Here is a 20,352-nt window from a genome sequence, read left to right on the forward strand (position 1 = left end):
GATTAATATGAATCCTGTCGTTATTTCCGTTTGCATTATGCTGGTTCTGGCATTGATGCGCGTTAACGTTGTCGTTGCGTTAACATTCAGTGCCATTGTTGGTGGCGTCGTATCTGGTATGTCATTGACCGAAGCCGTAAGTGCCTTTGAAGGTGGTCTAGGTGGCGGTGCTACTATCGCGCTTAGTTATGCGATGCTCGGTACTTTTGCTGTGGCGATTTCTAAGTCTGGCATTACCGATCTCCTTGCACAAAGCGTTATCAAACGCATTCATGGCAAAGAGAGTTCTGCGGGCACAACTGGTCTTAAATACGCGGTTCTTGCTGCGCTTATCCTAGTGACTATGTCGTCACAGAACATCATTCCAGTTCATATCGCCTTTATCCCAATTTTGATCCCACCTTTGCTAGGCGTATTCGCAAAACTTAAGCTAGACCGCCGTCTAGTGGCGTGTGTGCTGACCTTTGGTCTAGTAACGCCTTACATGGTATTGCCTGTCGGTTTTGGTGGCATCTTCCTAAACAACATCCTGCTTAAGAACCTGCACGACAATGGCCTTGAGTCAATTACAGCAGCGCAAGTTCCAATGGCGATGTTGCTACCAGCTGCCGGCATGATCACAGGTCTACTACTGGCGATCTTCTTTAGCTACCGTAAACCTCGCGAATACGCGGAAACTGAGCTAACACAGATTGATGAAGAGCCTTCACACATCAATAAGAAGAACATTGTTATTGCTCTAGCGGGCATTGTTACAGCGCTAGCGGTTCAGCTAACGTCTGGTTCAATGATTATTGGTGCACTAGCAGGCTTCATGGTGTTCACTTTCGGCGGTGTGATCGCATGGAAAGAGACGCAAGATGTGTTCACTAAAGGTGTACACATGATGGCAATGATCGGCTTTATCATGATTTCAGCGGCAGGCTTTGCAGCAGTGATGAAGCAAACTGGCGGCGTTGAAACTCTGGTTGAAGCGCTATCTACTAGCATTGGTGACAACAAGCCACTGGCAGCGCTACTGATGCTTATTGTTGGTCTACTGGTGACTATGGGTATCGGCTCTTCGTTCTCGACCATCCCAATTATCGCAACGATTTACGTACCACTGGCTATCGCGTTTGGCTTCTCGCCAATGGCAACAGTTGCACTGGTTGGTACCGCGGCTGCGCTTGGTGATGCGGGCTCGCCAGCCTCTGACTCAACCTTAGGTCCAACATCGGGTCTAAACGCAGATGGTCAGCACGAACATATTTGGGAAACAGTGGTACCTACCTTTATCCACTACAACATCCCACTGATCGTATTTGGTTGGATTGCGGCGATGGTGCTGTAGTCACAACCTTTAGCTATCGATATACGCTAAATCGTAAAAAGGCTTGGTCATTGACCAAGCCTTTTTTGTATCTTCATGAATCCAAGACTATTTCTTCGCTTGTCTTGCCTCAAACGCGGCTAGCTGCTCTGGTGTCGCCTTAGGTTGATGATTGGTTTTCCACTCATCATAAGTCATGCCGTAGACACGCTCGCGCGCATCATCGATGTCTAAGTCCAACCCAGCGGTTTCCGCTTCTGCTTTGTACCACTTACTGAAACAGTTGCGGCAAAAGCCTGCCAAAATCATAAGGTCGATGTTTTGCACATCTTTATTGCTGTCTAGGTGCTCAAGAAGGCGACGAAATACCGCAGCGTCGAGCTTATCTTGTTGCTCTTGTGGTAAATCTTTGTATTTGAAATCAGCCACTCTACTTTCCTTTTCTTGTTGGTTTTTCTCTCACCATCCTAACCAACAAACAAAAAAATGCCCAGTCGAAACTGGGCATTTATGACCTATACGTCGTTTAACTCACCATGGCTGGTTCGCGCTTTCACATCATGGCTAAGCGCTTTATTGAGCTCTGCCTCTACGTGACCAGGCGATTGAGTACGCGCCGATATCAAGCGGTACATCGCAGGGATAACGAACAAAGTCACCAAGGTCGCAAACGCCATACCGAAGAAGATAACCGTACCTACTGCTACTCGGCTCTCATAGCCCGCCCCCGTTGAAAGGATGAGCGGGATGGCACCTGCTAGCGTAGTAAATGCTGTCATCATGATTGGGCGCAAACGCCTTGCCGAAGCATCAATGATGGCTTTTTCAAACTCGATGCCTTTGTCGCGAAGTTGGTTGGCAAACTCAACAATCAAGATGCCGTTTTTGGTTACCATACCGATAAGCATGATCATGCCAATTTGGCTGTAGATGTTGAGCCCTTGCTGCATGATAACCAGCCCTAAGAAGCCGCCAAATACGCCCATAGGTACCGTAAACATCACCACCAATGGGTTCACAAAACTCTCGAACTGCGCCGCCAATACTAAGTAAGCAACCAAAAGCGCTAGACCAAACACCACAAGAATGCTCGATTGGTTCTCTTTGAAATCTTTTGACTCACCGGCATAGCTCACCGAAATGTCACCTGGCAGCATCTCAATTGCCTGACTATCCAAAAAGTCCAGCGCATCTCCTAAGGTGTAACCGTCAGAAAGGTTAGCGGTAATCGTGATCGCTTTTTGCTTGTTGTAGTGAGACAAACGGATCGATGATGCCACTTCTTCAATCTTAGTCACGGTATCTAGCGTCACTAACTCGCCAGACTTAGTACGCATGTAGATTTGGCTTAAGTCATTCGCGTTATTAAAGCTGTTTTCATCACCGCGCAAGTAAACATCATACTCCTCACCGCGATCGACATAAGTGGTCTCGCTTTTACCACCAAGCATGATTTCCAATGTTTCAGAAATATCAGAAACGCTAATACCCAGTTCAGCCGCACGTTCGCGATCGATACTTACCACCAGCTCAGGCGTTTTTTCTGAGTAGTTGGTACTCGCCCCTTCCATATAAGGTGACTGCTCTGCCGCTTGCTCTAGCTTATCCGCCCATGTTTGCAGCTCTGAATAATCGGAGCCACCAATCACAAACTGCACAGGTTCGCTCGAACCGCCTCTAAAGCCCGGCATGAACGGGAACACACGCACATCAGCAATACCAGCGAGAGCTTTTCTCGCCTCACCCAGTGCTTCCTGAGCCGTAACATCTCGATCATTCCAATCTTCTAAGATCATGATCACAAAGCCAGTTTGGTCACCCGCTTGACCACCAAATGCTGGCGATTGGATGCTAAATGACTTTAAGAAACCTTGACCAAGCAGTGGCATCAGACGCTCTTCCACCACGTCCATGTTCGCCGCCATGCGATTGTAACTGGTCGCATCTGCGCCGCGAACAAAGGCAAAAATCACACCACGGTCTTCTGAAGGAGTCAGCTGCGCAGGCACTTGCTGCATCAGTTGGAAGCTACCACCGACACACGCCATAATCACAATCGGCGCGAGCCAACGCCATTTCAGCGCTTTCGCCAGCAGTGACTTATAGCCACCCTCAAGCTTTTTAAAGCCACGGTCAATAAACTGAGTAAATCGGTTCGGCTTAACGTTAGCACGCAAGATAGTGCTGCCCAGAACTGGAGTCAGTGTGAGCGCTATTAACGAGGAGAATATCACCGACATCGCCAGCAACACCGAGAACTCGGTAAACAGCAAGCCAATCATGCCGTCCATAAAGGAGATTGGCAGGAACACCATCACCAGTACCAAGGTGGTGGCTACCACGGCAAAACCGACTTCGCGGGCACCTTTATAGGCCGCAAGTAATGGAGATTCACCCCTCTCGATATGGTGGAAGATGTTTTCAACCACAACGATGGCATCGTCCACCACCAGACCTATCGACAGGATCAACGCCATTAGCGTGATAAGGTTGATGGAAAAGCCAAAGAAGTACGCCGCAATAAACGATGAAATCAACGATACCGGTACGGTTACGGCAGGAATGAGCGTCGCCCTCGCCTGTCCGATGAAAATGTACAGCACTAAGATAACCAGACCACCGGTGATAAACAGGGTGTTGTACACCTCTGAGATCGAGCGGTCGATGAATACGGTAGAATCGTAGTCAATCGCCAAACGCGTTCCATCTGGAAGGAACTGCTGCATGCGTTCCACTTCTTTATGAACCAAGTCCGCCACTTCGAGCGGGTTCGCATCCGATTGTGGCACAATACCCATGCTCACATTCACGACACCATCGCTTTTGAAGGTCGAGTTCTCGTTCTCTGCGCCTACGTAAACATCAGCCACATCTTTTAAGTAAATAGGCGTGTTGTCGCTCGCACGCTTCACCACCAAGTATTCAAAATCTATCGGCGTATTGTAAGCGCGCGCAGTACGTACCGACATCACGGTCGCGTCATTGCGAACTTCACCGCCCGGACTTTCGAGGTTTTCACTTCGCAGCGCGGTTGTAATATCCGATGCTGTCACGCCGCGCCCAGCCATGTAAGCAGGCTTAAGCTTGACGTACATCACCTGATACAAACCACCAGAAATATCCACCGAACTCACGCCGGATATCAGACTAAAGCGGTCAACAAGCACACGGTTTACGTAGTCGGTAAGCTGAGTTCGATCCATCTCAGAGGAGCTGAGGTTGATATAGAGTGAAGCTTGTCCGCTGCCGTTATTCTTAAATACCAGTGGATCATCCGCTTCATCTGGCAGTGCACGCTGCGCTCTTGCGACCGCATCGCGGACATCGCTGACACCGGAGTTCAAATCATAACCAAGTTCAAACGTCACGGTAATACGAGAGCTGCCGTTACGCGTGGTCGATTCAATCTCGTCGATACCACTAATACCCGATAACTGGTCTTCAATCACCGAGGTAATTTGGCTTTCAATAATGGTCGCGGATGCACCGTCATAGCGAGTAGAGATCGACACCACAGGGTTTTCGATGTCCGGCATTTCTCGTACGGCCAGTTTGCTAAATGAAACCAGACCAAATACGCACAGCAGTAAGCTAAGTACGATCGCGGCTACCGGACGTTTTACAGAAACATCAGATAACAACATTAGTTGGTTTCCTTCTCTTCAGGCTTAGTCGCACCCTCAGGTTTGCCGCCTTTGCCGCCAACAGGTCTGCCGCTTGCGTCCACTTCCGAAACGGACACGCCATCGCGCATGTTGACGATACCTTGAACGACAATACGCTTACCAATCTCTAGACCACTTTCGATGACCACTTGGTTACCTACACGGGCACCTAGGAACACTTCGGTGCGGTGTGCTTTATTGTTCTCATCAACAACATAAACATAACGCTTAGTGCCTGAATACTCTAAGGCTTGGACAGGGATAATTGGCGCTTCAATAGGAGGGAACTCCATGCGAGCTTGAGCTAACATGCCAGGTTTAAGACGTGCTTCCTCGTTGTCGAAGTGGATACGAACGCGAAGGTTGAGCGTTTCTTGATTAACGCGGGTATCAATGGCGACAACTTTACCGGAAAAGATGCGTGTACCCCACGCTGAAGTGCGCGCCGTCACCGCCATGCCTTTCTCAAGCATTGGTAAGTAGCTCTCTGGCACTTGCAAATCCAACTGCATCACAGAGAGGTCATCCAACGTCAACAGCTCAGTGCCCACATTCACCAGCTTACCGCGACTAAAATCAATCAAACCCACGGTGCCAGAAAATGGCGCTTCTATATAAAGGTCATTTAGATTGGCATTCGCGGCATCTAAACGGGCGTTACCAATCTCAACCACCGCTTTTTGGGCATCAATCTCGGTTTTCGTTATCGCGTTGCGATCCACTAAGCGTTCAAATTCCGCAAGAATACGTTTTTGGTCACGAACATAAGCTTTAGCTTCTGCGACAGCGGCTAATGCTTTGTCATCATTAAGCTGAACCAATAGCTGGCCTTTTTCAACGGTTTGGTTAGCAGTCACTTGAATGCTATCAACAATACCGTTCACCTCAGACGCAATAATGACGGACTCATCAGCTTCGAGTTTGCCGACTAAAGAAAGCGATTGCGAGACTTGGTGAATGGCAACAGGTTCGGTCACAACCGACACTGCTTTAGCGCCAAAACTCCTTTTGGCCAAACTTGCTGGAGAGGCACACAGAATAGACAGTGCGAGCAAGCCCGTTATGGTTTTATTTTTCATTGTATGTGTCTTATGGTCTAAAAACTGAGGTTATTTTAACGAGTTATACGCCCTGTAACGTCAAGAAGTGTAAATCTAACCACTGCAACTCATTTACAATTTAGGGCAATCTCTACTTTTCGCCATCGCGTACAATCAATATAACTTGCTGCTGTACAAATAATAATGACTAAAAACACGCTTTTTAGCCATCTCTGCCCAAAAAGGCACCATTCGATTCAAAATCAGCAAAAAAGGGTTTACAGCCATGCGCAGTTTGTTATGATGCGCTCCGCACTTGAGGGATGTGTTGGGAAAACATCAAACAAGTATAAAAACTCCTGGGGGGGTTCCCGAGTGGCCAAAGGGAGCAGACTGTAAATCTGCCGGCACTGCCTTCGATGGTTCGAATCCGTCCCCCCCCACCACATTTTGTTAGTTGATGACATCAGCTAACTCACTTGAATCGACGCGTTGGGAAAACATCGACCAAGTATAAAAACCCCTGGGGGGGTTCCCGAGTGGCCAAAGGGAGCAGACTGTAAATCTGCCGGCACTGCCTTCGATGGTTCGAATCCGTCCCCCCCCACCATATTTTGTTAGTTAATGAGATTAGCTAACCAACTTGAATCGACGCGTTGGGAAAACATCGACCAAGTATAAAACCCCTGGGGGGGTTCCCGAGTGGCCAAAGGGAGCAGACTGTAAATCTGCCGGCACTGCCTTCGATGGTTCGAATCCGTCCCCCCCCACCATACAAATGAAAAACCGACTCGCTTGAGTCGGTTTTTTCGTTTCTGTTATCCGAATATTTCAACCACTGCCCTATCCACCAATGGATTCACGTCCATGCGGCGAATCAAGATCCAATTCAGGTCCAAGCGGCACCACTTGCGTTGGATTGATGCCCGTATGGCTAAAGTAATAGTGACGCTTAATATGATACATATCCGTCGTCGCACTCACCCCTTCAACTTGATACAGCTCTTTTAGGTAGCCTTGAATGTTCGGGTAATCCGCGATGCGTTTCTTATTGCACTTAAAGTGGCCGACATACACGGCATCAAAACGAACTAAGGTGGTAAACAAGCGCCAGTCGGCTTCAGTTAAACTCTCTCCAACGAGGTAACGAGACGTGGCAAGGTGCGCGTCGATCTTATCTAAAGCATCAAATAGATTGTGAAACGCCTCTTCATAGGCGTCTTGCGTGGTGGCAAAACCACAGCGATACACGCCATTATTGATGTTGGGATAGACAAACTCGTTCCAGTTATCAATGCCAGCACGCAGTGATTCTGGATAGTAGTCGTCATGATTCCCAGTTAAATCATTGAACGCAGAGTTGAACATACGAATAATTTCAGAGGATTCGTTACTGACAATCGTATTGGTCTTCTTATCCCACAGTACTGGCACTGTGACTCGTCCAGTGTAGTCAGGTTTAGCTTGTGTATACACCTGGTGCAACTTAGTAAAACCAAATAAAGGCTCAGGCAAGCCGAAGTTCCAACCTTCAGAAAGCATATCCGGACAAACGACAGTGACATCAATGTGCGGCTCGAGCCCCTTAAGAGAGCGGAAGATAAGAGTACGATGTGCCCAAGGGCAAGCGAGCGACACATACAGATGATAGCGACCAGATTCAGGTTGAAACTCGGCATCCGCTCGGTTTTCAATCCAGTTGCGAAACCCGGCGTCTTCACGGACAAATTTACCGCCAGATGTTTTCGTGTCATACCAAACATCGTGCCAAACACCTTCTACTAATTTCCCCATGACTCTGTTCCTCTAGATGCTGTTGATAATTCTAAGTATAGAGCGAACAGGAAAATAACTTGATGGGATAGCTTTAACTATGTCGTTCAAATTCTTTGAATAACTGGTGACATAGACGTTCGATTGCGGATCGCAGATACAAAAAAAGCGCGACCAAAAATCTCGTCGCGCTTAGGCCCGTCACAGGCTGAAAATAGCCGCCCTAACCACTCACACACAAATGGTTAAGGCTTTTCCTTGCTATACATTACTGGGATACTCTAAACGGTTACGTTTAGGCACGACACTGCGTGTACGTCCGTTCCCTGTATTGTTGGTTTTTGTTGCGCGCACTGCTCTGTCGCTTGTGGACAGCGCGTGCGGAACACACAACCCGATGGTGGGTTAATTGGAGAAGGCAGATCACCTTCCAGCATTTGGATTGTCTTAGAGCGTTCTAACTTAGGATCAGGGATAGGTACTGCTGACATCAGCGCACGCGTGTATGGGTGCTTAGGATCTGCAAACAGTGCTTCCGATTCACCTAGCTCAACAGCGTTGCCAAGGTACATCACCAATACACGATCGGAGATATGTTTTACTACCGACAAATCGTGGGCAATGAAAACTAAGCTCAAGCCTAGCTCTTTTTGTAGTTCCTTCAGAAGGTTAACTACCTGGGCCTGAATCGATACGTCCAGTGCTGATACCGGTTCATCACAGATAATCATCTTAGGTTTTAGGATAAGCGCACGAGCGATACCGATACGCTGACACTGACCACCAGAGAACTCGTGTGGGTAACGGTTGATAACGTTAGGTAGTAGACCTACCTTAGTCATCATTTCCTTAACGCGATCTTTCACTTCCTGCTTAGACAGCTCTGGATAAAAAGTCTCAAGAGGCTCTGCGATGATATCGCCCACTGTCATACGTGGGTTAAGCGATGCCAAAGGATCTTGGAAAATCATTTGGATTTCTTTACGCGTATTGCGACGCTCAACTTCACGCATCTTAGTCAGATCTTGACCAAGCCACATCACTTCACCATCGGTCGCTTCAACCAGGCCGATGATGGCACGTGCAAATGTTGATTTACCACAACCAGATTCGCCTACTACACCCAGCGTTTCACCTTCGTACAAGCGAACGTTCACACCGTCTACCGCTTTAAGGTTGGCTGGTTTGCTCCAAGGCCAAGCAGACTTGGAAGCAATACTAAAGTGAACCTTAAGCTCTTTAACGTCTAAAAGAAGTTCTTTGTTATTTGTCATTGCATTCATTTGGCCCAAGCCTCCCAATCAGAAAAACACGCACGTTGACGACCTTGACCAAAGTTCTCTAGCTTTGGTGCTTCCACGCTACACTGAGGTGTTGCGCGGTGACAGCGCTCTTGGTAAGGGCAGCCTGGTGGTAGACGTAGCAAGTTTGGTGGGTTGCCTGGAATCGTCGGTAGAATTTCACCTTCAGTATCCAAACGAGGAATCGCTTTTAGCAGACCTTCTGCGTATGGGTGACTTGGGTTGTAGAAGATCTCATCTACAGTGCCGTATTCCATAGTACGACCCGCGTACATCACCAATACTTTGTCACATGAACCCGCAACGACACCCAGGTCGTGGGTGATCATGATGATCGCTGTGTTAAATTCTGATTTAAGCTCGTTCAGAAGATCCATGATCTGTGCTTGAACGGTTACATCGAGTGCCGTTGTTGGCTCATCGGCAATCAAAAGCTTTGGACGACATAGTAGCGCCATTGCAATCATTACACGCTGACGCATACCGCCAGAAAACTCGTGCGGATACATAGTGATACGCTTACGCGCTTCAGGGATCTTAACCGCTTCTAGCATACGAACAGACTCTTCGAATGCTTCTGCTTTGCCCATGCCTTTATGAAGCATGAGTACTTCCATCAACTGATCGCTCACCTTCATATAAGGGTTTAGCGAGGTCATTGGATCTTGGAAGATCATCGCGATTTGTTCTGCACGAACTTTGTTAAGCTCTTTCTCAGGCAGGTTTAAGATCTCTTTGCCTTCAAACTTAGCACTACCAGAGATAATGCCGTTTTTCGCAAGCAGACCCATGATAGAGAATACCGTCTGAGATTTACCGGAACCAGACTCACCTACGATACCCAGCGTTTCGCCTTGGTTTAGTGAGAAGTTCAGGTCGTTAACAGCGGTAACAATACCGTCCTGCGTGGTAAATTCGACACGCAGATCTTTTACATCTAATAAGCTCATATTACTTCCTTAGTCTTTATTATCTGTCTTTTGGATCCAACGCGTCACGAAGACCGTCGCCCACATAGTTAAAGCAGAACAGGGTTATCACCATAAATGCTGCTGGGAACATAAGCTGCCAGATAGCAACTTCCATAGTGTTTGCACCTTCTTGTAGTAGTGCGCCCCAACTTGTCATAGGCTCTTGTACGCCTAGACCAAGGAATGAAAGGAATGACTCAGTCAGAATCATGCTTGGGATAAGTAGTGTTGAGTAAACCGCTACGATACCCAGTACGTTTGGCACGATGTGACGAGTGATGATTTTCCACTTGCTCACACCACATACGTGCGCAGCTTCGATGAACTCTTTGCTACGCAGACTCAGAGTCTGACCACGTACGATACGCGCCATATCGAGCCAAGCAATCGCACCGATGGCCACAAAGATAAGCACGATGTTGCGACCAAAGAATGTCACTAGTACGATAACTAGGAACATAAACGGTACTGCGTACAGGATTTCAAGAATACGCATCATAATGCGGTCGACACGGCCACCAATAAAGCCTGATGCTGCGCCGTAGAGGGTACCGATAACTACTGCAACCAACGCACCTAGTACACCAACCATCAGTGAAATACGACCGCCAACCAGGGTACGGACGTACAAGTCACGACCCAGTGCATCAGTACCAAACCAGTGGTCTGCGCTTGGTGCTGCATGCATCGCGTACCAGTCGGTATCGTCAAATGCGTATTGAGCGAACATAGGTAGGAAGATAACCGCAAGTGTCATCAAGGTTAGGATGAACAAGCTGACCATCGCGGCTTTGTTACGCATAAAACGAATGCGTGCATCTTGCCAAAGACTGCGACCCTCAACTTCCAAATTTTCTGAAAACTTTTCAACTGCTTCTAAGTTTTCTTTCTTCGTTAGCATCATTACTCAGCTCCTTTAGTAACGAATTTTCGGGTCAATCATGGCAAGCAAGATGTCCACGACTGCGTTGAACAGAATGAATAGGAAACCAATCAAAATGGTGATACCCATTACTAACGAATAGTCACGGTTAAAGGCTGCGTTAACAAACAGCTTACCGATACCAGGTAGACCGAAGATGGTCTCGATAACCACCGAACCGGTAATGATACCTACAAATGCAGGTCCCATGTACGATACCACTGGCAGTAGAGCTGGCTTAAGCGCGTGCTTAAGAATGATGTAGCGGTAGCTCAAACCTTTCGCACGAGCGGTACGAATAAAGTTACTGTTGAGCGTTTCAATCATGCTACCACGGGTAATACGAGCAAACGTAGCCACGTAGAGCAGAGACATACCAATGATCGGCAGCGCCATGTATTTAAATGAGCCGTCATTCCAGCCACCAGCTGGGAGCCAACCAAGGTTAATAGAGAAGATGTAAATCAGTACCGGCGCGAGTACGAATGAGGGCATAACCACCCCGAGCATGGCGGTGGCCATGACTCCATAATCGAGCCAACTGTTTTGCCGCAATGCGGCAATGGTTCCAACACTCACCCCCATAATCACGGTGAAGATGAACGCGAGGAAACCCACTTTTGCTGATACTGGCAGTGCATTGGATACCAGCTCATTTACAGTGAAGTCTTTGTATTTAAAAGAAGGACCGAAGTCACCTTGCAAGATGTTGGTTAGGTAAGTGGTGTATTGCTCAAACACCGGCTTATCTAGGCCATATTTTGCGTTGATGTTCGCCATTACCTCTGGAGGTAGCGGACGTTCGCTTGAAAAAGGGTTACCCGGTGCAAAACGCATCAGGAAAAAAGATACGGTGATCAATACCAATAGCGTTGGTATTGCTTCAAAAATCCGTTTCATAATGAATTTAAACATAAACTCATCCATCCAGTCTGTGACAATTAAAAATAGCAATAGACGCTGCATGTGTTTCCACATGCAGTGCCTTCATAGTTATAGTTTTATATGAGTAGAAATTACTCTATTGAATTACTTGAGAAGCAATTACTCTACGATGTACATATCTTTAGAGAACAGCTTATCTTCAGCGTTGTTCACCGCGTAGCCACCGACTTTAGGTGATACTAGACGAGATGTAACGTACTGATAGATTGGTGCGATTGGCATATCGCGCGCTAGCAGTTTTTCAGCTTCGATGTATAGCGCTTCGCGCTCTTCGTCGCTAGTTGCAGCCATTGCTTTCGCCATTACCGCATCGTACTCTTCGCTGTGGTACTTAGGATCGTTTGAGCTGTTGTTAGATTGCATTAGTGACAGGAAGCTTGAAGCTTCGTTGTAGTCACCACACCAACCAGCACGAGTCACGTCGAAGTCACCTTGACGGCGAGTATCTAGGTACGTTTTCCACTCTTGGTTTTCTAGAGTAACGTTAACACCTAGGTCTTTCTTCCACATAGATTGGATAGCAGTTGCTACTTTCTTGTGGTTTTCAGACGTGTTGTATAGCAGTGTGAAGTTTAGAGGGTTGCCCTCATCGAAACCTGCTTCAGCAAGAAGCTTCTTCGCTTCAGCAATACGCTCTTGTTGAGTCATGTTGCCGTACGCTGGAAGTGCTGGGTTGAAGCCCGCAGTGATTTCTGGCGTTAGGAAGTAAGCTGGCTTTTGACCTTGACCCATGATTGCATTAGCAACTACGTCACGGTCGATAGTGTAAGAGAGTGCTTTACGAACGCGAACATCGTCAAAAGGTGCTTTTTGGTTGTTGAAACCATAGTAGTAAGAACACAGGTTACCTTTCACGTTAACCGATTCTGGGTGCTCTTTCTGAAGACGTTTAAAGTGCTCAATCGGCAGTTCGTTTGTGATCTGAATTTCACCAGATAGGAAACGGTTCATTTCCGAAACTTGGTTTTCGATCGGTAGGAACGTTACTTTGGTTAGCTTAGTGTTAGCATTATCCCAGTACTGTGCGTTTGGCTTAAGCTCGATACGCTCGTTAACTACCCACTTGTCTAGAACGAATGCACCGTTACCAACAAAGTTTTCTGGTTTAGTCCACTGATCGCCAAACTTCTCAACCGTTGCTTGGTGTACTGGCTTAACGGTTGTGTGACCCATCATCTTAACGAAGTAAGGTACCGCTTGCTCTAGTTGTACAACAAGAGTGTGGTCATCAGTCGCAGTCACACCAAGTGTTTCTTTGTCTTTGTTACCAGCGATGATGTCAGCCGCATTTTCCATTGTGGTCATTTCTAGGTACCACGAGTATGGAGATGCTGTGTTTGGATCTACTGCACGCTTGAAACTGTAAACGAAATCTTGAGCAGTAACCGGGTCGCCGTTAGACCATTTAGCGTCTTTGCGAAGGTGGAAAGTGAACTTAGTGTTGTCTGTCGTTTCCCAAGACTCTGCAACACCAGGGATAGTGTTACCGTCTGCATCTTGGTTTACAAGGCCTTCTAGAAGGTCACGGATTACGTGAGACTCTGGAACACCTTCAGTTTTGTGAGGGTCAATCGACGCAACTTCAGTACCGTTACCACGAACCAGTTCCTGAACAGCCGCCAATTTAACTTCTGATGTATTTTCCACTGCAGCCGGTGCAGGTTGTTGAGTTTGTTTTTCCTCTGGCTTTTCGCCACAACCTACTAGCGCTAGCGACATACCTGCGCCTACAAGTATCGCTCGCGTGATCTTATTCTTATACATGCATTTAACTCCAAGTTTTATTTTTGCATCCATGACTTCTTCGAAGAATTGCTAGAACGGACAGCATTTTAGAATTATTTAGCTCACAAAGTAAGCATAATATTCTAAATCCTTACGAAGATTGCGGTTCACATTACCAATCTTCAAAGCAATTTGCCATATTTTTGTAGCAAAAATGGCATAATTCTCCTAGGAGAGATAAATAATAGATAAAAACTCCGCTAAAAGGCGGAGTTACTAAGCCATATCACTGGTGACTAAATTCACTTCAGAGATATATCTTGATAATTCTAATTTTTAACCACTAAACAGCATGTTTGACTAATTTTCCACCACGCCATTTAACAATTCGTTTTCATTTTACCTGCCGATCAGGATTATCAAATACCTAAAAAAAACCAAATGTGATCTAAATCACGCTCATTTGGCTACTTTCACCCAACCTCGGATTAAGATCACAAAAAAAACCCGACCTCTGACTACCAAGAGATCGGGTAAACTGACGGCGCTACGCGGCTCAAGCGTGCGCTCAGATAAGGAGATGTGTCACTAGCAGACGCAACGGGATCGCGCTTACTGGTTCCAACAGCCACTATGTTAAATATATTTAACATTTAGCCCAATAACCCTAATAGGGGATAACGCGTGATCAATGTACGCTCTTACCCCCAAAATACAGGGTTAAAGGGTCAATATTACTGTCCGCAGGTACCGTTGAGGCCGCCTCCAAGAACAGAGAAAACAGTTCCGATTGGGAAGATATTTTTAACTTATTGTGGATTCGCTTGCGGTATACCTTGACGGTTTCAGTCGATACTTCTAACAAAGGTGCAATCGCCTTAGTAGAGTACCCTTGCAGCACCAATTGAGTCACCTGACATTCACGTTCACTCAAAAAGTCTTTCCCAAAGTTACTGAAGATGTCATTCAGTTGATGACCTATCGTGCGCTGATCTGGGTGCCCAACTTCAAAATGCTTGCAAATCGCGGCAGTAATCAACTCGTAGAATCCGCTGACGACCTGTACTTCATCCACATCCACTGACGCTCTGTTACGCAACCCAATAGACAACACCAAACGAAGCTTATCGCCACAGCTTGCAATCACTCCGAGTTCTTGCTGTAAACCCGTTTGCTTGTAGATCTTGTGGTAGTAATCGCTACTGTAGAACTCATCGGGTGCAATCTCATCAAGGCGGAACACCCCTTCTTTTACCCCTCGGCGGATCAGTTGATAAAACGGATCCAACCCTAACGTGCTCATGAACTCTTTATCTAACGCGTGGTCTTCAAAGAAGTTAGTGTCGTTATAGAGTACAACCGGTGCTTTATCGCCATCAAAACTCATCACAACTAAACTGTCATAGCCGACGATCGCTGTTGTAAGCTCAGATAAGCGCTGCAAGAAAGTTGCATCGCCGATGGATGCAATTAAGCGTGGATAGTGGCGGTTGAACTCAGTCCACACAGCCGCTTGTTCCGTCATTGTCGTAGATTGAGACATAGACACTCCTTATCTTAGCTTCACATGCCTATTCAATTACCATGATTCCTAATGCTCACTCAACAAGGCACTGGTTGATCATTCTGCTTTATTGAGTCATAAACCCCTGAACCATTCGATTGTGCTATTGGAACGCACTATTGAATCAAATATTTCTTCCATCCTGACAAATATATTTACTGATAAAAAGTAAATTACCCTGCTTTTGAGGGGCTAAATCAAACTTTCTTATCTTTTTTTTAACATCGAGCACCATCACATCTCTGTTCGTAACTCTATTGGGGTACATACCCAAACTAATTACGATCACATAATGTTCACATTTCAATAACAATAACGGAGTTGCATAATGAAAGGTCAAATGATGAACGTCCCTCTCACCATTACCGAAATCATGCGCCATGCTGATAAAGTGAACGGTGATACTGAAGTTGTCTCAGTGACTTATGACAATCCTCGACACAAATACACCCTTAACGACGCCTTTAAGAGAACCCGCCAACTTGCCAATGCCCTACAATCACTTGGTTTAGAAAAAGGCCAGCGAATCGCGACCTTTGCCTGGAACGACTATCGCCACCTTGAGCTTTATTATGCTATTTCTTGCTCAGGAGGCGTGTTGCACACTGTTAACCCACGATTATTCCCGGAGCAAATTGAGTACATCGTCAATCATGCCGAAGATACTATCGTGTTCTTTGATCCTATTTTTGCGCCCCTGATAGAGAAGCTGCAGCATAAGTTTCCTACGGTGACCCACTATGTCGCCCTGTGTGATAAAGCACACCTGCCCTCGGCTGATATTGCTAACCTAACGGATTATGAGTCATTAATTGAGGGCCAAAGCGATCAATTTGACTGGCCGCAACTTGCCGAAGACGATGCAAGTTCTCTGTGCTATACCTCAGGTACAACTGGCCATCCAAAGGGCGTGCTGTATTCACATCGCTCCACCGTACTCCACTCTTTGGGCAGTGCATTACCCGATGCCTTCTCACTGTCCATCGACGAAACTGTCATGCCGATCGTACCTATGTTTCATGTGAATGGCTGGGGCCTCGCATACAGTGCGCCTATGACTGGTACCAAACTCGTGATGCCAGGGCCAAAGATGGCCGATGGTGAAGTGTTAAGCGATCTGATTAATAGCGAGGGTGTCACCATGACAGCCGGGGTGCCAGTCGTGTGGCTAATGCTACTAGAGCATCTAAAAAACAACGATATTCAGGTACCGACACTCGATCGCATCGTCGTCGGTGGTTCAGCATGCCCGGAAGTGCTGATTAATGAGTTTGACCAGATGTTTAACGTTTCGGTACAGCATGCCTGGGGAATGACCGAAATGAGCCCGCTTGGCACTTTCAACAAACTCAAACCAAGCCTCAAACAACAATCCGAAAAAGAGCAAATGAACTACAAGCTGAAACAAGGTCGTATTGTTTTTGGTGTCGATATGCGAATCGAAGATTGGCAAGGTCAGGAAGTTGAGTGGGATGGTCATCAATTTGGTGCCGTGAAAGTCAGAGGTCCTTGGATCGCCTCCGGCTATTACAAGCAAGGAGAATCACTCGACAGCAACGGTTACTTCGATACCGGAGATGTAGCCAGTGTCGACCCACACGGCTATATGCTCATTACCGATCGCTCTAAGGATGTGATTAAATCTGGTGGGGAATGGATTAGCTCGATTGAGCTTGAAAACGTCGCCGTTGGTCATCCTGACGTCAAAGAAGCTGCAGTAATTGGTGTCCCTCACAAGAAGTGGGGCGAACGACCGCTGCTCATTGCTGTGACTCACGATGTCGAGATCTCTGCCGAAGAGCTGCTTGAGCACTTCGAAGGTAAAGTCGCTAAATTCTGCATCCCAGATGCCGTTGAGTTCATTAAAGAACTGCCTCACACAGCAACAGGAAAGCTAAGTAAAAAAGATCTACGCAGCAAATACGCAGATTATGTATTAGGTTAACCTTCTCACCCTTCCCTATTCTAATGGGCCTTTGCACACCCACAAAGGCCCTTGTTCTTCTTTGACATAAAACATAACAACTACAACTTTAACATTCCTGTAACCCAAAAGGGTACTACATCATTTGCTGTTTAGCGCTCACTATTAACATATCTATAACAAAGCTGTTCAAGGAAGGATAGGAGCTCAACATGCTAAACACCTTTATAAGCCCAACAAGGACGATTGATTCCAAGGCACTTATTATCGCCGCTATGATGCTGGTAATGTTTGCCCCCAATGCGTTCAACTTTTTACCTTTTATGCTTGGCGGCGCAGCCGAAGCCATGGCCCTCGATGATGCTCAAATTGAAAGCATTGCCATGTATGAACTGCTCGCTACTGCCCTCTCTTCACTACTTTTCTCATTACTGCTGATTCGCCGCGTAAACTGGCGCTACATTGGCTACATTGCGGCTATCGCGCTGATTGCCGGTAACTATATGAGTATGACCGCTCAAGATTTTGATAGCTTCATTACCAGCCGCCTCATCGCTGGTAGCGGACAGGGTATCGGCTACTCACTAGGTCTCGTTGGTATGAGTGTAACCAGACACCCAGGACGTAACTTTGGCTACATGATCGCCGCACTTAACATCTGGCTAATCACTTGGTTCATTTTGATCCCAGAGTTAATGGCAGAGTATGGTCTTAATGCCCTTTATCAATTCTTCATGTTTGCTTCTGCGTTGTGTCTGGTTGCTTTCTGGTTCTATCCTGACAACGGCCGAGTAGAGAAAGACCAAGAAATCTCTTCGACCCATGGCGACAATGTGGACAAAAAGAAATATGTCGTACCTATGATTTGGGTAGGTGGCGCATTTTTGGTATACAGCTTAAGCCTTGGCATTATCTATCCTTATATCGAGATCATCGGTGCTGACATGCAAGCATCAACGGAAGATGTCGGCCTAGTGTTAGCGGTAGGCTCAGTAATGGCAGTTGTAGGGGGTATTCTTACTGCTGTCGTGGACAAAAAATACAGCCACACAACGATCATTGTCTCACTTAGTGTCATCAACGCTGCGGTGTGCTTTGGTATGGCAAGCACCAATGACACGACGTCATTCCTCGGCTTCTCAGCATTCTATATTATGCTTTGGAACATGATGTACGCTCGCTACTACACCGCACTTGCCACCACCGATAAGTCTGGATATTTCAGCTCATACGGCCCAGAAATTGGTACTGTGGGTCTGGCGGCGGGTCCTATTGTCGCACAAGCGGCGACAGCGACGGGCGACTTCCAAGGTCAAGTTGGTGTGGGGGCGGTATGTATCGCAATCGCAACGGTGATGGTATTCATTGGCTTAGGTAAGTCCAAACTGATTGACCGTGGTGTTGCTAACGAAAACAGCTCTGAACAGCAAAAGGCTTAGACATTTAGGCTAGGATAAAGCGCCGGAGAGACCAAGACTCTCTCCGGCGCTTTATTTTTCTCTACAGCTTATCTGCCGGAAATACCACTCCAGTCTGACGGCGCACTTCAGTAATGATATGAGCAATCGTGAGCGAGCGCTTTGTCGCCTGTTCGTTCATAGCTCCCGCTAAAATCATCGATGCAAAAGCCTTAGCTTCATACATCATGCTGTTCTCAACTTGCTCAGTTTCAAAATGAGTGCGTTCGCCATTTCGAGCATACAAGTCAAAGCCTAAACACTCCGAAAAATCAGGAAGTAGCAGACTACCCTGTTCCCCTTGGATCTCACTCGTTGAATAACTGTTACTCACTTTCGAATGACTTAAGGTGACATCAAATTCTGAATAGCGAAGTAGTACGCTGCCGTGAGCGTCAACACCCGACTCCAACAAATGAGCGCTTGCTTGAATTTGGCTCGGTGTACCAAACAGTTCCACTGCGGCTGCGACGGAGTAAAAACCAATATCCATGATTGAGCCATTTGAAAACTCCGGGTTAAAGGTGTTTGGGTTTTCACCATCTAGGTATTTTTGATAACGAGAAGAGTACTGGCAATACGTTAAGTGAGCTTTATGCAGCTTACCTATGTTGGCTAGCGCTTTTTTGGCTTCGATAAAATTAGGAAGATAAGCGGTTTTAAAGGCTTCCATCAAAATCACATTGTTTGCCTTAGCGACCTCGAACATAGATTCAATTTCAGCAAGATTCGATGCCAACGGTTTTTCACAAATCACATGCTTGCCCGCTTCCATCATTTGAATCGCTTGTGCACAGTGCAGACTGTTTGGAGAAGCGATGTAGACCGCATCAATTTCTGTCGACGCTGCCAGTTCTGCTAGTGTGTCAAAAAATAGCGTCGCACCGAGTGGCTCACCAAATGCTTGTGCTTTTTCTATAGTACGTGAATAAGTCCCTCGAATAACGAACTGCTCACTTTGCAGTGCTGCGCGAGCAAATTTCTCGCTTATCCAGTTGGTTCCGATGATTGCAAGCTGAAGCATAGGTATTCCTTTGTTTATCTTTGTATTTATTGTTGTCGCTAGAGTACTCTGTGAGGCCTTGAATGCCAATACAGATCCTCACTATCAGATCGGTGGTTTAAAGGTAGAAAAAAAGCGCCCCGTAGGGCGCTTTTGTATTTTAACCAATTATAGCTGTTCGATTGCTGATTGAACCTTATCAATCAACGCGGCATCCGTCAGTTTGCCTGCCTCTAAGTCGAACACATCATAAAAGCTTGGTACGGAAACACTCGCTTTCACGTTTCCGCCAAAATAAGGGGCAGAGTTGGTTGCCGCTGCAAGCACATTCGCTGCACCGCCCGGCCCAGGTGAGGTAGCAAGATACACCGCAGGAATGCCTTTGAAGACTTCACGGTCAATACGCGTTGCCCAATCAAACAAATTCTTGTAAGCCGCTGGGTGGTGTCCGTTGTGCTCAGCATAGGAAATAACGAGTGCATCCGCGGTTGCAATCGCATCCAGAAACGCTTTTGCACCTTCTGTCTGGCCAATTTCTTTCTCTTTATCTTCAGAAAAAAGTGGCACGTCAAACTGAGTCAGATCGAGCACCTCAACATCAGCGCCTTCAATTAAACTGGCCGCGTACGTCGCTAGAGCTTTATTGATAGAAGTACTGCTGGTGCTCGCGCCAAATGCAATAACTTTCATAGTTAATTCCCTTTTGTCTCACGTATTGTTTGATTAAAGGTTAACCTATCTGTTTGCTCC

Annotated in this window: 15 protein-coding genes and 3 tRNA genes; 6 read left to right on the forward strand and 12 right to left on the reverse strand. The window is 46.7% G+C overall.

All coding sequences use genetic code 11. From position 1 onward, the window contains the following. Positions 1–7 precede the first annotated feature (7 nt). Positions 8–1,333 carry a Na+/H+ antiporter family protein gene (locus AAA946_RS11195; protein ID WP_338164924.1) on the forward strand — a complete coding sequence of 442 codons (1,326 nt, stop codon included), beginning with the start codon at positions 8–10 and terminating at the stop codon, positions 1,331–1,333. Between the two features lie 87 nt (positions 1,334–1,420). On the opposite strand, the gene AAA946_RS11200 is transcribed toward AAA946_RS11195, so the two are convergent. From AAA946_RS11200 to AAA946_RS11210, 3 genes are all read right to left on the reverse strand, one after another. Further along, entirely contained in the window at positions 1,421–1,741 is a 321-nt protein-coding gene (locus AAA946_RS11200) for a DUF1244 domain-containing protein (protein ID WP_042502329.1), read from the reverse strand. Positions 1,742–1,827: 86 nt separating this feature from the next. Then, positions 1,828–4,956, reverse strand: a complete 3,129-nt coding sequence (vexH, locus tag AAA946_RS11205; protein ID WP_338164925.1) for a vibriobactin export RND transporter permease subunit VexH — start codon at positions 4,954–4,956, stop codon at positions 1,828–1,830. Beyond that, positions 4,956–6,056 carry an efflux RND transporter periplasmic adaptor subunit gene (locus tag AAA946_RS11210; RefSeq protein ID WP_338164926.1) on the reverse strand — a complete coding sequence of 367 codons (1,101 nt, stop codon included), beginning with the start codon at positions 6,054–6,056 and terminating at the stop codon, positions 4,956–4,958. The genes vexH and AAA946_RS11210 overlap by 1 nt, the downstream gene beginning before the upstream one ends. Positions 6,057–6,378: 322 nt before the next feature. On the opposite strand from AAA946_RS11210, the gene AAA946_RS11215 reads away from it, so the two are divergent. From AAA946_RS11215 to AAA946_RS11225, 3 genes are all read left to right on the forward strand, one after another. After that, positions 6,379–6,463: transfer RNA gene (locus tag AAA946_RS11215), tRNA-Tyr, on the forward strand. A gap of 79 nt (positions 6,464–6,542) precedes the next feature. After that, a tRNA-Tyr gene (locus tag AAA946_RS11220) sits at positions 6,543–6,627 on the forward strand. Between the two features lie 78 nt (positions 6,628–6,705). After that, positions 6,706–6,790: transfer RNA gene (locus AAA946_RS11225), tRNA-Tyr, on the forward strand. Between the two features lie 70 nt (positions 6,791–6,860). Here the strand turns inward: AAA946_RS11225 and AAA946_RS11230 are convergent. The 7 genes from AAA946_RS11230 to AAA946_RS11260 all read right to left on the reverse strand — a co-directional run bounded on the left by AAA946_RS11230 (position 6,861) and on the right by AAA946_RS11260 (position 15,197). Beyond that, the gene (locus AAA946_RS11230; RefSeq protein WP_338164927.1) at positions 6,861–7,811 is read right to left on the reverse strand and encodes a glutathione S-transferase family protein; all 951 of its coding nucleotides are present in this window, start codon (positions 7,809–7,811) and stop codon (positions 6,861–6,863) included. Between the two features lie 260 nt (positions 7,812–8,071). Further along, a complete protein-coding gene (oppF, locus tag AAA946_RS11235) occupies positions 8,072–9,064 on the reverse strand; it encodes a murein tripeptide/oligopeptide ABC transporter ATP binding protein OppF (RefSeq protein ID WP_338164928.1) in 993 nt (330 codons plus the stop codon). A 5-nt stretch (positions 9,065–9,069) separates the two neighbouring features. Then, positions 9,070–10,041, reverse strand: a complete 972-nt coding sequence (locus AAA946_RS11240; RefSeq protein ID WP_338164929.1) for an ABC transporter ATP-binding protein — start codon at positions 10,039–10,041, stop codon at positions 9,070–9,072. Positions 10,042–10,060: 19 nt separating this feature from the next. Continuing rightward, entirely contained in the window at positions 10,061–10,963 is a 903-nt protein-coding gene (oppC, locus tag AAA946_RS11245) for an oligopeptide ABC transporter permease OppC (protein WP_338165824.1), read from the reverse strand. A gap of 15 nt (positions 10,964–10,978) precedes the next feature. Then, positions 10,979–11,899: an oligopeptide ABC transporter permease OppB gene (gene oppB / locus AAA946_RS11250; protein ID WP_338164930.1), complete on the reverse strand. Its 921-nt coding sequence runs from the start codon at positions 11,897–11,899 to the stop codon at positions 10,979–10,981. 129 nt (positions 11,900–12,028) lie between these two features. Further along, positions 12,029–13,693: an ABC transporter substrate-binding protein gene (locus AAA946_RS11255; protein WP_338164931.1), complete on the reverse strand. Its 1,665-nt coding sequence runs from the start codon at positions 13,691–13,693 to the stop codon at positions 12,029–12,031. A 649-nt stretch (positions 13,694–14,342) separates the two neighbouring features. Continuing rightward, complete coding sequence (locus tag AAA946_RS11260) at positions 14,343–15,197, reverse strand: helix-turn-helix transcriptional regulator (protein WP_338164932.1); 855 nt, start codon at positions 15,195–15,197, stop codon at positions 14,343–14,345. A 349-nt stretch (positions 15,198–15,546) separates the two neighbouring features. Here AAA946_RS11260 and AAA946_RS11265 point away from each other — a divergent pair, with 349 nt between their 5' ends. Together AAA946_RS11265 and AAA946_RS11270 are read left to right on the forward strand one after the other, a co-directional pair. Continuing rightward, on the forward strand, positions 15,547–17,163 hold the full coding sequence (locus tag AAA946_RS11265) for a long-chain-fatty-acid--CoA ligase (RefSeq protein ID WP_338164933.1): 1,617 nt from the start codon (positions 15,547–15,549) through the stop codon (positions 17,161–17,163). A 191-nt stretch (positions 17,164–17,354) separates the two neighbouring features. Beyond that, on the forward strand, positions 17,355–18,581 hold the full coding sequence (locus AAA946_RS11270) for an MFS transporter (RefSeq protein WP_338164934.1): 1,227 nt from the start codon (positions 17,355–17,357) through the stop codon (positions 18,579–18,581). 61 nt (positions 18,582–18,642) lie between these two features. Here the strand turns inward: AAA946_RS11270 and AAA946_RS11275 are convergent, their stop codons facing one another. Then, on the reverse strand, positions 18,643–19,623 hold the full coding sequence (locus tag AAA946_RS11275; protein WP_338164935.1) for a Gfo/Idh/MocA family protein: 981 nt from the start codon (positions 19,621–19,623) through the stop codon (positions 18,643–18,645). Between the two features lie 147 nt (positions 19,624–19,770). Beyond that, on the reverse strand, positions 19,771–20,292 hold the full coding sequence (locus AAA946_RS11280; RefSeq protein WP_338164936.1) for an NADPH-dependent FMN reductase: 522 nt from the start codon (positions 20,290–20,292) through the stop codon (positions 19,771–19,773). Positions 20,293–20,352 lie beyond the last annotated feature (60 nt).

The organism is Vibrio sp. 10N (genome assembly GCF_036245475.1).
Lineage (GTDB): Bacteria > Pseudomonadota > Gammaproteobacteria > Enterobacterales > Vibrionaceae > Vibrio.

Bases quoted from the DNA above. Each gene is read 5' to 3' on its own strand.
- AAA946_RS11195 (WP_338164924.1), top strand. From the start codon at position 8: ATGAATCCTGTCGTTATTTCCGTTTGCATTATGCTGGTTCTGGCATTG.
- vexH (WP_338164925.1), bottom strand. From the start codon at position 4,956: ATGTTGTTATCTGATGTTTCTGTAAAACGTCCGGTAGCCGCGATCGTA.
- AAA946_RS11210 (WP_338164926.1), bottom strand. From the start codon at position 6,056: ATGAAAAATAAAACCATAACGGGCTTGCTCGCACTGTCTATTCTGTGT.
- AAA946_RS11230 (WP_338164927.1), bottom strand. From the start codon at position 7,811: ATGGGGAAATTAGTAGAAGGTGTTTGGCACGATGTTTGGTATGACACG.
- oppF (WP_338164928.1), bottom strand. From the start codon at position 9,064: ATGACAAATAACAAAGAACTTCTTTTAGACGTTAAAGAGCTTAAGGTT.
- AAA946_RS11240 (WP_338164929.1), bottom strand. From the start codon at position 10,041: ATGAGCTTATTAGATGTAAAAGATCTGCGTGTCGAATTTACCACGCAG.
- oppC (WP_338165824.1), bottom strand. From the start codon at position 10,963: ATGCTAACGAAGAAAGAAAACTTAGAAGCAGTTGAAAAGTTTTCAGAA.
- oppB (WP_338164930.1), bottom strand. From the start codon at position 11,899: ATGTTTAAATTCATTATGAAACGGATTTTTGAAGCAATACCAACGCTA.
- AAA946_RS11255 (WP_338164931.1), bottom strand. From the start codon at position 13,693: ATGTATAAGAATAAGATCACGCGAGCGATACTTGTAGGCGCAGGTATG.
- AAA946_RS11260 (WP_338164932.1), bottom strand. From the start codon at position 15,197: ATGTCTCAATCTACGACAATGACGGAACAAGCGGCTGTGTGGACTGAG.
- AAA946_RS11265 (WP_338164933.1), top strand. From the start codon at position 15,547: ATGAAAGGTCAAATGATGAACGTCCCTCTCACCATTACCGAAATCATG.
- AAA946_RS11270 (WP_338164934.1), top strand. From the start codon at position 17,355: ATGCTAAACACCTTTATAAGCCCAACAAGGACGATTGATTCCAAGGCA.
- AAA946_RS11275 (WP_338164935.1), bottom strand. From the start codon at position 19,623: ATGCTTCAGCTTGCAATCATCGGAACCAACTGGATAAGCGAGAAATTT.
- AAA946_RS11280 (WP_338164936.1), bottom strand. From the start codon at position 20,292: ATGAAAGTTATTGCATTTGGCGCGAGCACCAGCAGTACTTCTATCAAT.